Here is a 13,253-nt window from a genome sequence, read left to right on the forward strand (position 1 = left end):
AGTGATGAAAAACCAATGGAGATTAGTATTAATTATTGTTTTAATGACGATTATCAGTGTGTTTGCTGTTTTAAACGTGGAAAGTGTACCCGTTAGTTTTGGTTTTACAACGTTTGCTGCACCACTTATTATTATCATCTTTGTTTCTTTACTATTAGGTGCTTTATTAACATTACTTGTTTCAACAATGGCAAGTGTTCATCGAAAAAAAGAATTAAAGACCTTGCAAGCTGGAATTTCACAACTTGAAAGTCAGTCTGGTCAATTAAGAGACGAGATTAAAGCTGAGTACACTGAAAAAATAACAGCACTTGAGGAGACCATTAATTCTAAGGATAATAAAATTAATAGTTTAGAAAATGAGCTGGTTAATCAAATTACTTACAATAATGTGAATAACGTTAAACCAACCTCACAAGATCCTGTTGAATAAAAATGGAAATGATGATCGCCTGTTTTTAACAGGCGAATTTTCTTTGAAATGAAAAAGAGGGAGATAATAATTTGTTAGATGCAAGAATGAACTGGAAACAAAAAGAGTATCCGTTTGACGAGCATGTCATCAGTCATTTAGCTGAAGAGACAACTTATAGTCAAGCTTTTTTAAAACTATGTTTACAGCGGAATTTAGATACCATTGAGAAAATAAATGACTTCGTTCATCAGAGTGACGTGTCTTACCACGATCCATTCCTGCTTTATGATATGGAACGCGCAGTCAATCGGATTTTCCAGGCAATTGAATCGGAAGAAGCTATATTGGTTTATGGTGACTATGACGCTGATGGTATAACCAGTACGGCTATTTTAGTTGAAGCAATTGAAGAGTTGGGTGGGAACGTGACCTTCTATTTGCCTAACCGTTTTAAAGATGGTTACGGCCCTAATGAACGCGTCTTTCAAGAGCAAATTGAAAGTGGTATTGAGTTGATTGTAACGTGCGACAACGGCGTTATGGGACATGATGCCATCCAATTAGCGAATGAAAAAGGTGTTGATGTGATTGTAACCGATCACCATGAATTACCTACAGAATTACCTAACGCTTATGCTATTATTCATCCTAACCATCCATCTGGCGGCTATCCATTTTCTGATTTATCTGGAGCTGGTGTTGCCTTAAAATTGGCTGGCGCACTCCAAGACAGAATCCCTTACGAATACTTTGATATTGCAGCTGTAGGTACTATTGCAGACTTAGTTAGTTTAACGGATGAGAACAGGTGGCTTGTAAAAAAAGGATTGGAAATTTTAAAACAAAGCGAACGTATCGGCTTATTGATGTTATTAGAAAAAGCGGGAACTTCTCTAGAAGGTGTTGATGAGGAAACCATTGGCTTCACCATTGGTCCTCGCTTAAATGCACTCGGTCGTTTAGGAGATGCTTCTCCTGGCGTCGAATTATTGACTTCCTTTGATGAAGAACGCCTGGAAGAAGTGGTCGAAGAAATTCAACAAACAAATTCGAAAAGACAAGCCATTGTCAGTGAGATTGTTGAATCAGCGACAGCTAAACTAGAACAACTCTCGTCTCTGCCAAATATCATCGTTTTAAGTGATCCGAATTGGCACGAAGGTGTGTTAGGTATTGTCGCGAGTCGCTTAGTTGAAGAAACAGGTCGACCAACGATTTTGCTTGCTGAGAATTCAGAAACAGGGCTGGCTAAAGGGTCAGGTCGAAGTATAGATGCTGTCCATCTGTATCAAGCATTGTCCGCTTGCTCAGATTGTATTCTGAAATTTGGTGGCCATAAGATGGCAGCAGGCTTGAGTGTTAGTGTTGATCAAGTTAATCAACTAAGTTACGAGCTGAATAATGTCACATCAGTCTATGCTGAACAGATTAAGCAAGGTGCGACAATCGAGGTTGATGAGTACTTAGATGTTGATGAAGTTACTTTGGATTTTCTAAATGAGATTGATCAGTTGAAACCTTTTGGAACAGATAATCCTAAACCAATCTTTGCCTTTAAGGATGTCCCTGCACAAAATATTAAACAAATAGGAGCAGATCAAAAGCATCTTAAATTTTCTTTATACTCCGAAAAACAAACACTTGATGTTATTGGTTTTAACAAAGGGCATTTAGCTTCCTTTATGCCTGAAATGGAAACCATATCCGTAATAGGCGAATTGGGGATTAATACTTGGCGAGATTTATCGAAACCACAATTACAGTTAAAAGATTTGACCATTGAGCATGTTCAGTATTTTGATAAGCGAACATCTCAAGTCCAAGACGAGTCTCTTAACATTGAGAATAGTGTTTATCTGTTTTTTAACCGTGCCTTTTTTGATAAAACAGCTGATCACTTGCCAAATAGCAGTGTCTCAGTTTTATTGGAAAGTAGAGATGATATCCCACCATTTGAAGATGAATTAACAAATCTGATTATTATTGATTGCCCAAGTAGTCTAGACTATTTGACTTACTTCTTGGAAAGACATAAATTTAATAACTATTATATTTATGCCTATCCGATTCAAAGTATAACGGCTGAAGGAATCCCTAATCAAAAGGTGTTTGCTCATGCTTACCGTTATTTTAGAACCCACCAAAATATGGATGTTCGAAGCAAGTTAACTGACTTGGCCCAATACTTAAAAATTGATAAGAATTTGTTGATTTTTATCATATCCGTGTTTTTAGAAGCAAAATTTGTTACAATTGATAACGGTATAATGAATCCAAATCCGCAACCTGAAAAAGTCAATTTGGAAGAAACCAATACTTATAAACAAAGAATAAATAAAATGAATGCTGAGAAACTATTTATTTACCAGCCATTCCAAGAATTGATTCAGTGGATTAAAGCTTGTGATAAGTAGTTATAGGAGGAAATTTTGATGGATTTTAAAAAGTATATTGCTGATGTGAAAGATTTTCCAGAAGAAGGAATTATTTTTAGAGATATTTCACCATTAATGCAAGACGGCGATGCTTATGCGTCTGCAATTGCTAAAATTGTAGAGTATGCAAAAGATAAAGGTGTCGACAAGGTTGTTGGGCCTGAAGCAAGAGGATTTATGGTAGGTTGTCCGGTTGCAGTAGGATTAAATTGTGGTTTCGCAATGGCCCGTAAAAAAGGTAAATTGCCTCGTGAAACAGTAGAAGTCGCTTACGGTTTAGAATATGGTGAAGCTGTTCTTCAATTACACAAAGATGCTGTTTTACCTGGTGAAAAAGTATTAATCTGTGATGATTTACTTGCAACTGGCGGAACAACATTAGCAACTGTTGAATTAATTGAAAAATTAGGTGGCGAAGTTGTTGGTTTAGCATTCTTAATAGAATTATTGGATCTAAAAGGAAGAGAAAAAATCTCTGGCTACGACATTTTTAACCTAATGGAATACTAAAATCAAAAAGGAGATTGAGCATTTGCCTAATCTCTTTTTAAATTTGACAATAAAACAGCCAGAGAGTATGCTACTTTCTGGCTGTTGCTATTAACTGATATGAGTTCTGTATAAGCCGACAACTTTACCTAATATTTGTACATAGTCCAAAATAATCGGTTCAAGTTCATCATTTTCTGGCTGCAATCGGTAATGATCTGTTTCTTTATAGAATCGTTTACAGGTTGCTTCCTCGTCCTCTGTAATAGCAATCACAATATCGCCATTTTCAGCAGAAGCTTGTTTTCGAACAATAACCGCATCGTTATTGTAGATTCCTGCATTAATCATACTGTTTCCTCGGATGGTTAGCATAAATAAGTCATCCGAACTATTTTTTAAGTTCGGTGGAATAGGGAAGAAGTCTGTTGCTTCCTCAACCGCCAAGATTGGCTCACCAGCCGTGACCACGCCTAGTAGCGGCATTTGATCGCTCTTGATTCCTAATTGTTGTAAACCTAATTCAGTGACCTCAATAGCTCTTGGTTTAGTCGGGTCTCGATAGATATATCCTGCTTTTTCTAATCGAGCCAAATGGCCATGAACGGTTGAGGTAGATGATAGGTTTACGGCATTACCAATTTCTCTTACCGTTGGTGGATAACCTTTTTGCTGAACTTCCGTATAGATGAAGTGCAAAACATTCATTTGTCTTGAGTCTCTACCTTTAGTCATCGGACCATCATCTCCCATATTTTTATAGTGTTATTTTATCACATCTAAACAAAAGAATCAAACAGATGTTCGGGTTTTAAAAAAAATGAATAATTGCGCTTTTCTATTTCCTTTTTGGCGAATATCTTGTAATATATTTAAATGAGGACTTTTGGAAGGAGGATACAAATTGAGTACAAGTGCATGGATTTTTATTGTTATTTTAGGGGTACTTTTAGGAGCTGTAGGGGGCTTCTTTTTGGCACGTCGTTATATGATGAATTATTTTGCTGAAAACCCACCTATTTCAGAAGATATGTTACGCAACATGATGATGCAAATGGGTCAAAAACCATCAGAACGCAAAGTGAAACAAATTATGGCTTCTATGAAAGGTCAAAACAAGAAAGCTAAAAAGAAATAATTGAATGAAATAATGAAAAATGTGGATGCTTGTTTGGGTCCACTTTTTTGTTTTGTATGAACTTAGAAGGAGGGAAACCCGTGCAAATCTTTAAAAAATTAAAGTGGTTCTTCAAGCAAGAATGGCGTTCTTACACAGTGGGGGTCTTTTTCTTAATTGTTGTAGCTTTGATACAAGTTGTTTCACCCCGAATAGTCGGAAATATTATTGATGATATTAATGAGCAATTGTTAACACCTAGAAGTTTAATGATTCAAGCAGGGATTATCCTATTATGTGGTATTAGTCAATATATTTTTCGCTACATTTGGCGCATGGAAATTTGGGGAACGTCTGCTAAACTTGAAAAAATACTTCGAATACGCTTATTTAATCATTTTACGAAGATGGATGCCGAATTTTTTCAAAAATATCGTACAGGAGATTTAATGGCTCATGCTACTAATGATTTGAATGCCATTCGTATGGTTGCAGGTGCAGGAATTCTGACCCTAGCTGACTCGATCTCATCGGGTGGAATTACATTTTTAACAATGTTGCTAACTGTAAACTGGAAATTAACATTAATCGCCATGATACCAGTGCCAGCTTTAACACTTGTTTCAAGAATGTTAGGGAAGAAAATTCATCGAACCTTTAGGAAAGCCCAAGCATCCTTTTCAGCCTTGAATGATAAGACACAAGAAAGTGTTACGGGAGTAAAGGTGATTAAAACTTTTGGCGAGGAAAAGGAAGATATTGCTGATTTTGAATCGAAGACTCGTGACGTTGTTTTAAAAAACAAAGAGGTTTATGCGATTGATTCGATGTTCAGACCGGTTGTTATTTTTGTTATGGGTATTTCATATGCCTTATCTTTGATTTTTGGGGCTTACTTTATTCAAAATGGCGAAATGACTATTGGTAACCTCGTAACATTCTTCAGCTACATTGCTCTAATGAGGTGGCCAATGCTTGCTGTTGGTCGATTATTGAATGTTTTAGAGCGAGGTAGCGCTAGTTACAGCCGTATTGATGAACTGCTTCAAGAACAATCACGTATTATTGAACCCAAGCATGCAATTACTCAGCCACTAGATGGTGACTTAGAAATTGCGATTCAATCATTCCAATATAGCGATTCAGAACAAATCTCGCTTAAGGATATTGTTATCCATCTTCCAAAAGGACACACATTAGGTATTGTGGGTCGAACTGGATCAGGAAAAAGTAGTCTGTTTAGTTTGTTGCTAAGAGAATATGATCACTATGATGGCATCATTAGTTACAATGGCATTAATATTAAGGATTATAGCTTGGATAGTTTGCTAAGCGGCATTGGTTATGTGCCACAAGATAACTTTCTTTTTTCAACAAATGTAGCAGATAATATTCGATTCGCCAATCCAGCTTATTCAGACGAAGAGGTTTACGAAGCAGCTCGAATTACAGCGATTCATGATGATATTCTCGGTTTTCCAAATGGCTACAATACATTGGTAGGGGAACGTGGCGTGTCCCTTTCTGGTGGTCAAAAGCAACGGATTTCGATTGCTCGCGCCGTGATTACGCAACCAGAATTATTGATTTTAGACGACTCCTTATCAGCTGTTGATGCAAAAACAGAAGAACAAATTTTAAGTCAATTGAAAGAAAAAAGAAAGAATCAAACAACCATTATCGCAGCTCATCGTATTTCGAGTGTGATGCACGCTGATGAAATCATCGTTCTAGATAATGGCACTATTGTGGAACGAGGAAATCATGAACAATTAATGCAAAACCAAGGCTGGTATCGTCGAATGTATGAGAAACAGCAATTGGAAAGCAAGTTAGAAGGTGAGAAATAATGGAACAATCAGTTTGGTCTAAAACCATTCCGGTCAAAGAACAAGTTCGAGTTGTTAAACGAATTGTAGCTTATGCGTTACCTTTTAAATCACCATTTATTTGGTCCTTTATTTTTGGTATCGGACTAGCTATAACCGACGTTGTCTCCCCTAGGATTATTCAAGTATTTCTCGATAACTATGTCACTCAAGGGAAAGCAACCATTTCGATTGCGATTCAATTTTCACTATTATACATGTTATCGATTATCATCAGCATGATTACGATGTATTTTCAGAATTACCTATTTAGCATGGCGTCCGAAAAAACAGTCGAAAATATACGGAATCAACTGTTTAGAAAAGTTAATCAACTCGGCATGCGATATTTCGATCAAACACCGGCTGGTTCAATTGTTTCTCGTGTGACAAATGATACGGAAACAATTAAAGATTTTTGGGCTGTCTTCTTGGCTCTAGCAGAGGGTCTTTTAAGTATCGTAACAGTGTTTATTGCGATGTGGGTATTAGATGTAAAAATCACCTTAACCTTTCTATATTTCTTACCTGTTATGACATTAATGGTATGGTTTTACCAACGTGTCAGCACTCGTGTATACCGCACAATGAGAGAAAAACTAAGTGAGCTAAACACAAAATTGAATGAAAATATACTAGGTATGTCTATTATTCAACAGTTCCGCCAAGAAAAAAGACTGCAAAAGGAATTTAGTGATGTTAATGAAGAGTATGCGCGTGGCAGAATAGCCATGGTTAGGATGAATGCCTTGCTTCTTAATCCCTTTATCAGTTTGTTACAAGCCATTGCATTGACGGTTGTTTTGTATTTGTTTGGTGGACAGTCATTTGACCAATTTGTGGAGATAGGGGTTATTTATTCCTTTACTAGCTACATTAACAACTTCTTTAGACCCCTTGGAATGATGATGGACAACTTGAGTGTTTTTCAAGACGGGATTGTGTCAAGCTATCGTGTCATCCGTGTACTTGATCATGATGAACTAGTCCCTCAACAACATGAAGAAGCTAATTTAGCTATTACAAAAGGTAAAATTGAGTTTAAAAATGTGACATTCGCCTATGATAACGGACATAACGTTTTGAAAAACATTAGTTTTACTGCTAATCCTGGCGAAACGGTTGCTTTGATTGGACATACAGGTAGTGGTAAAAGTTCGATTATTAATGTCCTCATGCGTTTTTATGAGTTTTACGAAGGGGATATACTGATTGATGGACAATCAATTAAAAAATATCCAATCGAGGAAATTAGAAGACAGATGGGGCTTGTTCTACAAGACTCATTCTTGTTTTATGGTGATGTTAGCCGTAATATCCGTCTCATGAATGATGAGTTGGATGACGTAGCTATTCAGGATGCTGCAGAATTTGTTCACGCCAATCATTTTATCGAGCAATTACCTGAGCAATACCACGCGAAGGTTATTGAGAGAGGGGCTTCTTACTCAAGTGGGGAACGCCAACTGATTTCTTTTGCACGGACGATTATCCGCGACCCTAAGATTTTAGTTTTAGATGAAGCGACTGCTAATATTGATACGGAGACAGAATTGTTAATTCAAGAGAGTATGAATAAAATGCGAAAAGGGCGAACAACGATAGCGATTGCCCATCGCTTATCTACGATTCGTGATGCTGACCTCATCTTAGTTCTTGATAAGGGTGAGATTATCGAACGTGGTAAACATGATGATTTGATTGCTAAAAAAGGTATTTACTACGATATGTACCAACTACAATCAATGTCAGATTAACACAAAAAAACAGAGCTTAGGAGCTCTGTTTTTTTGTATAGTCATATTTAAAATTAGGATTGACTTCATTGTCTAAACGATCAAATGAATCCATTAAAGCTTGATCGATAGCTGATAATTCATCTTTGCTAATTCGTTTGCCTTCCGGTAAACGAATCGGATCACCAAAACGAACAAATGCATTTTCTCTTTTAATTAAAGCTTTTAAAGAAAACGGTCCTTGGAAAACGACCGGTACAATCGGAACTTTGGCTAAGCGAGCCATAGCGGACGTACCGCCTTTAATTTCATTATCATAGCGAGAACCAGTAGAGAAAATAAAAATATTACGTTCGCCTTCTTTTAGAATATTAACGGGTTGTTTTAAGGCGCTAGGACCTGGATTTTCACGGTTAACAGGAAAAGCGTGCATTTTTCTTAAAAACCAATTAATGAAGCCTTTTTTAAATAGCTCTTGTTTAGCCATAGTAGAGTATACATGGGGATAGGCTGCCACAGCTATAAAAATGGGATCAAGCCAACTTCGGTGTGGTGCCGCTAAAATATATGTTTCAGCTTGTGGTAATTTTTCTTTATTCTGAACGTCAGTCTTACCATTTAATAGCCAGACAATAAATCCGACGATTCGAACAACACAATTGTAAAACAATAGGAAACCTCCTTTTTGTAATCAAATAATCAGTTATCTTAGTATGCGATACTATGACAGAATTTTCAAGAAAATTTTATTATGATTTTTCTTGCATTTTTTTCAAATAAACGTATAATGTAAGACGGTGCTAAAACACCAAAAATTTCACACCTCAATGGATGCAGGGATGGGTGCTTCGATGAAGTCATACTTGTAATTGAAGTTGGGGGAGGAAAAATACAAAACCAAATGGAGGAATACAACATGGCAGTCATTTCAATGAAACAATTGCTAGAAGCTGGTGTTCACTTCGGTCATCAAACACGCCGTTGGAACCCAAAAATGAAACAATATATCTTTACAGAAAGAAACGGTATCTACATTATCGACTTACAAAAAACAGTTAAGTTAGTAGATAACGCATACAACTACATGCGTGAAGTCGCTGAAGATGGCGGCGTTGCTCTTTTTGTAGGAACAAAAAAACAAGCTCAAGAAGCTATTAAAGATGAAGCTATCCGTTCAGGACAATACTTCGTTAACCACCGTTGGTTAGGTGGAACATTGACTAACTGGGATACAATCCAAAAACGTATCAAACGTCTAAAAGACATCGAAAGAATGTCTGAAGATGGTACTTTCGAACTTCTACCTAAAAAAGAAGTTGGTATCTTACGTAAAGAACAGGAACGTCTTGAAAAATTCCTAGGCGGTATCAAAGATATGCCAAGAATTCCAGATGTCATGTTCATCGTTGACCCAAGAAAAGAAAGAATCGCTGTTCAAGAAGCTCATAAATTGAACATTCCTATCGTTGCTATGGTTGATACAAACTGTGACCCAGATGAAATTGATGTGGTTATTCCATCAAACGACGACGCTATTCGTGCCGTTAAGCTAATCACTGCTAAAATGGCAGATGCTTTCATCGAAGGTAACCAAGGTGCTGACCAAGCAGTTGAAGAAGCTTTCTCAACTGAAGAAGAAGCAACATCATTAGAAGAAATCGTTGAAGTTGTTGAAGGAAACAACGAAAACGCATAATCAATTTTTCTAAGAAAATAGTTGATTGAACATGGCTGTTTCAAAATAAGAATGATATAGCAGGACAAAGCCAGCATATTTTCTATTTTGAAACAGTTTTTATATGAAAACAATTATAATAGGAGGTTTTTTAACATGGCACAAGTTACCGCAAAAATGGTAAAAGAATTACGTGATATGACAGGCGTTGGTATGATGGACGCTAAAAAAGCTTTAGTAGCTGTTGATGGAGATATGGATCAAGCAGTAGACTACTTAAGAGAAAACGGTATGGCTAAAGCAGCTAAGAAAGCTGACCGTATCGCAGCAGAAGGGTTAGCAAACGTTTATGTTTCTGGAAACACAGCAGTTGTTGTCGAAATTAACGCTGAAACTGACTTCGTTGCTAAAAACGATCAATTCCAAAAATTAGTTCAAGACGTAACAACTCTAATCGCAGAAAACAAACCAGCTAATGTTGAAGAAGCATTAAACTTATCAACTGAAGAAGGTACATTAAGCGACACAATCGCTACTGCAACATCAGTTATCGGAGAAAAAATTTCTCTACGTCGTTTTGAAATCGTTGAGAAAACTGATTCTCAATCTTTTGGAGCATACTCTCACCAAGGTGGACGTATCGTTGTTCTTTCTGTACTAGAAGGCGCTGACGAAGAAACTGCTAAAGACATTTCAATGCACGTTGCAGCAATCAATCCTAAATACGTTTCTCGTGAAGAAGTTTCTTCAGAAGAATTAGAACATGAGAAAAAAGTTCTAACTGAACAAGCTCTAAACGAAGGCAAACCTGCTAATATCGTAGAAAAAATGATCGTAGGACGTTTGAACAAATTCTTGAGCGAAATCTCATTAAATGACCAATCATTCGTTAAGGATCCAGATATGACTGTTTCTAAATTTGCAGAATCTAAAGGCGGTTCTGTGAAATCATTCATCCGCTTCGAAGTGGGCGAAGGCATTGAGAAACGTCAAGAAAACTTTGCTGAAGAAGTTATGAGTCAAATTAAAAAATAATCAAATATGAATAGAGCCTGGGGCAATTGTCTCAGGCTCTCTCACTATACCGAACTATATCAGTCAAACTGGATTAAAATGGAGGATTTATAATGGTTGAACCTAAATATAAACGCGTTATATTGAAGTTGAGTGGTGAAGCTCTTGCCGGAGAAGTTGGCTTTGGAATTAACCCACCTGTTATCAAAGAAGTTGTTAAAGAAATTAAAGAAATTCATGCCTTAGGAGTAGAAATTGCCATTATTGTTGGTGGTGGAAATATTTGGCGTGGTACAACTGGCGCTGAAATGGGAATGGAACGTGCTCAAGCTGATTATATGGGAATGTTAGCAACTGTTATGAACTCTTTAGCATTACAAGATGTTCTTGAAAATGAAGGAGTTCCAACACGCGTTCAAACATCTATTGAAATGAGACAAGTTGCAGAGCCTTATATTCGTAGAAAAGCAGTTCGACACCTTGAAAAAGGCCGTATTGTTATTTTTGCAGGTGGTACTGGCAACCCATACTTCTCAACAGATACGACAGCAGCATTGCGTGCAGCAGAGATCGAAGCAGATGTCATTTTAATGGCAAAAAACAATGTTGATGGCGTTTATTCATCAGATCCAATGAAAGATAGTTCAGCAGTTAAGTTTACTGAATTGACACATCTCGATGTCATTTCAAAAGGATTGCAAGTTATGGATTCAACCGCAAGTTCACTAAGTATGGATAATGATATTCCATTAGTTGTTTTTAATTTAAATACTCCAGGAAATATCCGTCGTGTTATAATGGGAGAAGAAATTGGTACAACTGTTAGGGGGAACAAATAATGAAAGATATTCTAAAAAATACGGAAGACCGTATGAAAAAAGCAGAAGAAGCATTAGAAAGAGAACTAGGTTCTATTCGTGCAGGTGTTGCAAACGCAAGTCTACTGGATCGAATTGAAGTTGAATACTACGGTGTGCCAACGCCGGTTAATCAACTTGCTTCAATTACAGTACCCGAAGCGCGTATGCTAGCAATCACACCTTACGACAAATCAAGTCTTGGAGATATTGAACGCGCGATTCACCAAAGCGATCTAGGAATCAGCCCGACAAATGACGGAACACTCATTCGTCTTGTGATTCCAGCGTTGACAGAGGAACGTCGTAAGGACTTAGCAAAATTAGTAGGAAAAGATACTGAAAATGCTAAAGTTGCTGTTCGTAACATCCGTCGTGACGCTATGGACGCTTTGAAAAAAGCTGAGAAAAACAGTGAAATTACAGAAGATGAATTACGTACAAACGAGAAAAAAGTTCAAGAACTAACGGACAACAGTACAAAACGTATTGATGACATTGCAGCTAAGAAAGAAAAAGAATTGTTGGATGTTTAAACCTTTTGCCCAGAGCTTGCTCTGGGTTTTTTTATAGACTAGGGGATTATAAGTTCAGCCATCAATGTTTAGCTCCCAAGTCCTGACCTAGTGAAAAAAAGATAAATTTGCCCCATTGTGTGCTTCACTGCTCGCTAACGCATATCATTCGACTAACCCGCTGAAGCGTGAAGTCTCCTGACAATTCAGGGCAAATTTCCTATTTTTTCATAGGCCAAGGCGGACTTGTCCGCTTTTCTTATAGAAAGGCTCTTTCCTAAGTTTTTTGTAATTTTACATTCATTGTTGGTAATAACTGGAATCTTTGATAAAATGGAGTGAGCTAAAGACTAAAAGGTAGGTATAAAATCATGGCTTTTTTTGAAAAATCAACAGAAACACCATTTAATGAAAAGGGTCAAATACCCAATCATATCGCTATTATCATGGATGGTAATGGTCGATGGGCAAAAAAAAGAATGATGCCTCGTGTATTCGGACATAAAGAGGGTATGAATACTGTTAAAAAAATTGCGGTTCATGCTAATCAATTAGGCATTAAAGTTTTAACTCTTTATGCATTCTCAACTGAAAATTGGAAAAGGCCCAATGATGAAGTGTCTTTTTTAATGAATCTACCCATCGATTTTTTTGATGTATTTATGCCTGAATTGATTGCTAATAATATCAAAGTTCATGCAATTGGATGGATTGATCTGCTGCCGGAGAAAACAAAAGCAGTTGTAGAAAAAGCAATGGAGGAAACAAAGCATAATACTGGCCTAATTTTGAACTTTGCTTTCAATTATGGCTCGCGTCATGAAATGCTAGAAATGGTACAGAAAGCTGTGGAGCAAGCACAAAACGGTAACCTTTCTAAAGATGATATTACAGAAGAGTATATTTCTGACAACCTATTTACGGGTCCTCTAGGAGAATTTAAAGATCCAGAGTTACTCATCCGTACAAGTGGTGAAATTAGAATTAGTAACTTTTTATTATGGCAAATCGCATACAGTGAACTTTATTTCACAGATGTTTTATGGCCTGATTTCTCAACAGATGCTTTAAATGAAGCGATCGGAGAATATCAAAAGAGAAACCGTCGCTTTGGCGGTCTATGAGGTGAATT

Annotated in this window: 13 protein-coding genes; 11 read left to right on the plus strand and 2 right to left on the minus strand. The window is 37.0% G+C overall.

The window, feature by feature from the left end:
* Positions 1 to 4 precede the first annotated feature (4 nt).
* The 3 genes from BW721_RS03045 to BW721_RS03055 all read left to right on the plus strand — a co-directional run bounded on the left by BW721_RS03045 (position 5) and on the right by BW721_RS03055 (position 3,360).
* A complete protein-coding gene (locus BW721_RS03045; protein ID WP_076765979.1) occupies positions 5 to 433 on the plus strand; it encodes a lipopolysaccharide assembly protein LapA domain-containing protein in 429 nt (142 codons plus the stop codon).
* Between the two features lie 71 nt (positions 434 to 504).
* Complete coding sequence (gene recJ, locus BW721_RS03050; protein ID WP_076765981.1) at positions 505 to 2,829, plus strand: single-stranded-DNA-specific exonuclease RecJ; 2,325 nt, start codon at positions 505 to 507, stop codon at positions 2,827 to 2,829.
* Between the two features lie 18 nt (positions 2,830 to 2,847).
* Positions 2,848 to 3,360: an adenine phosphoribosyltransferase gene (locus BW721_RS03055; protein ID WP_076765984.1), complete on the plus strand. Its 513-nt coding sequence runs from the start codon at positions 2,848 to 2,850 to the stop codon at positions 3,358 to 3,360.
* 90 nt (positions 3,361 to 3,450) lie between these two features.
* Here BW721_RS03055 and lexA read toward each other — a convergent pair whose 3' ends face one another.
* Positions 3,451 to 4,074 (minus strand): transcriptional repressor LexA, encoded by a 624-nt coding sequence (lexA, locus tag BW721_RS03060; RefSeq protein ID WP_076765987.1) that lies wholly within the window; start codon positions 4,072 to 4,074, stop codon positions 3,451 to 3,453.
* Between the two features lie 169 nt (positions 4,075 to 4,243).
* On the opposite strand from lexA, the gene BW721_RS03065 reads away from it, so the two are divergent.
* The 3 genes from BW721_RS03065 to BW721_RS03075 all read left to right on the plus strand — a co-directional run bounded on the left by BW721_RS03065 (position 4,244) and on the right by BW721_RS03075 (position 8,081).
* Positions 4,244 to 4,477, plus strand: coding sequence for a YneF family protein (locus BW721_RS03065; protein WP_076765989.1), 234 nt, complete (start codon positions 4,244 to 4,246; stop codon positions 4,475 to 4,477).
* A gap of 80 nt (positions 4,478 to 4,557) precedes the next feature.
* The gene (locus tag BW721_RS03070; protein WP_076765991.1) at positions 4,558 to 6,306 is read left to right on the plus strand and encodes an ABC transporter ATP-binding protein; all 1,749 of its coding nucleotides are present in this window, start codon (positions 4,558 to 4,560) and stop codon (positions 6,304 to 6,306) included.
* A complete protein-coding gene (locus BW721_RS03075) occupies positions 6,306 to 8,081 on the plus strand; it encodes an ABC transporter ATP-binding protein (RefSeq protein ID WP_076765993.1) in 1,776 nt (591 codons plus the stop codon). The genes BW721_RS03070 and BW721_RS03075 overlap by 1 nt, the downstream gene beginning before the upstream one ends.
* 16 nt (positions 8,082 to 8,097) lie before the next feature.
* On the opposite strand, the gene BW721_RS03080 is transcribed toward BW721_RS03075, so the two are convergent.
* Positions 8,098 to 8,730: a lysophospholipid acyltransferase family protein gene (locus BW721_RS03080; protein ID WP_076765995.1), complete on the minus strand. Its 633-nt coding sequence runs from the start codon at positions 8,728 to 8,730 to the stop codon at positions 8,098 to 8,100.
* Between the two features lie 246 nt (positions 8,731 to 8,976).
* Here BW721_RS03080 and rpsB point away from each other — a divergent pair, with 246 nt between their 5' ends.
* The 5 genes from rpsB to BW721_RS03105 all read left to right on the plus strand — a co-directional run bounded on the left by rpsB (position 8,977) and on the right by BW721_RS03105 (position 13,245).
* The gene (gene rpsB / locus BW721_RS03085; protein WP_076765997.1) at positions 8,977 to 9,756 is read left to right on the plus strand and encodes a 30S ribosomal protein S2; all 780 of its coding nucleotides are present in this window, start codon (positions 8,977 to 8,979) and stop codon (positions 9,754 to 9,756) included.
* A gap of 135 nt (positions 9,757 to 9,891) precedes the next feature.
* A complete protein-coding gene (gene tsf, locus BW721_RS03090; protein ID WP_076765999.1) occupies positions 9,892 to 10,770 on the plus strand; it encodes a translation elongation factor Ts in 879 nt (292 codons plus the stop codon).
* Positions 10,771 to 10,862: 92 nt separating this feature from the next.
* Entirely contained in the window at positions 10,863 to 11,588 is a 726-nt protein-coding gene (gene pyrH, locus BW721_RS03095; protein WP_076766001.1) for a UMP kinase, read from the plus strand.
* On the plus strand, positions 11,588 to 12,142 hold the full coding sequence (frr, locus tag BW721_RS03100; RefSeq protein WP_076766003.1) for a ribosome recycling factor: 555 nt from the start codon (positions 11,588 to 11,590) through the stop codon (positions 12,140 to 12,142). The genes pyrH and frr overlap by 1 nt, the downstream gene beginning before the upstream one ends.
* A 350-nt stretch (positions 12,143 to 12,492) precedes the next feature.
* Positions 12,493 to 13,245 (plus strand): isoprenyl transferase, encoded by a 753-nt coding sequence (locus BW721_RS03105; RefSeq protein WP_076766005.1) that lies wholly within the window; start codon positions 12,493 to 12,495, stop codon positions 13,243 to 13,245.
* Positions 13,246 to 13,253 lie beyond the last annotated feature (8 nt).

This window comes from Jeotgalibaca sp. PTS2502 (assembly GCF_001975685.1).
In the GTDB taxonomy this organism is placed as follows: domain Bacteria; phylum Bacillota; class Bacilli; order Lactobacillales; family Aerococcaceae; genus Jeotgalibaca; species Jeotgalibaca arthritidis.

Excerpts from the sequence above, each read along its gene's own strand:
- lexA (WP_076765987.1), bottom strand. The coding sequence starts at position 4,074 with ATGACTAAAGGTAGAGACTCAAGACAAATGAATGTTTTGCACTTCATC.
- BW721_RS03075 (WP_076765993.1), top strand. The coding sequence starts at position 6,306 with ATGGAACAATCAGTTTGGTCTAAAACCATTCCGGTCAAAGAACAAGTT.
- BW721_RS03055 (WP_076765984.1), top strand. The coding sequence starts at position 2,848 with ATGGATTTTAAAAAGTATATTGCTGATGTGAAAGATTTTCCAGAAGAA.
- BW721_RS03105 (WP_076766005.1), top strand. The coding sequence starts at position 12,493 with ATGGCTTTTTTTGAAAAATCAACAGAAACACCATTTAATGAAAAGGGT.
- rpsB (WP_076765997.1), top strand. The coding sequence starts at position 8,977 with ATGGCAGTCATTTCAATGAAACAATTGCTAGAAGCTGGTGTTCACTTC.
- pyrH (WP_076766001.1), top strand. The coding sequence starts at position 10,863 with ATGGTTGAACCTAAATATAAACGCGTTATATTGAAGTTGAGTGGTGAA.
- BW721_RS03045 (WP_076765979.1), top strand. The coding sequence starts at position 5 with ATGAAAAACCAATGGAGATTAGTATTAATTATTGTTTTAATGACGATT.
- frr (WP_076766003.1), top strand. The coding sequence starts at position 11,588 with ATGAAAGATATTCTAAAAAATACGGAAGACCGTATGAAAAAAGCAGAA.
- tsf (WP_076765999.1), top strand. The coding sequence starts at position 9,892 with ATGGCACAAGTTACCGCAAAAATGGTAAAAGAATTACGTGATATGACA.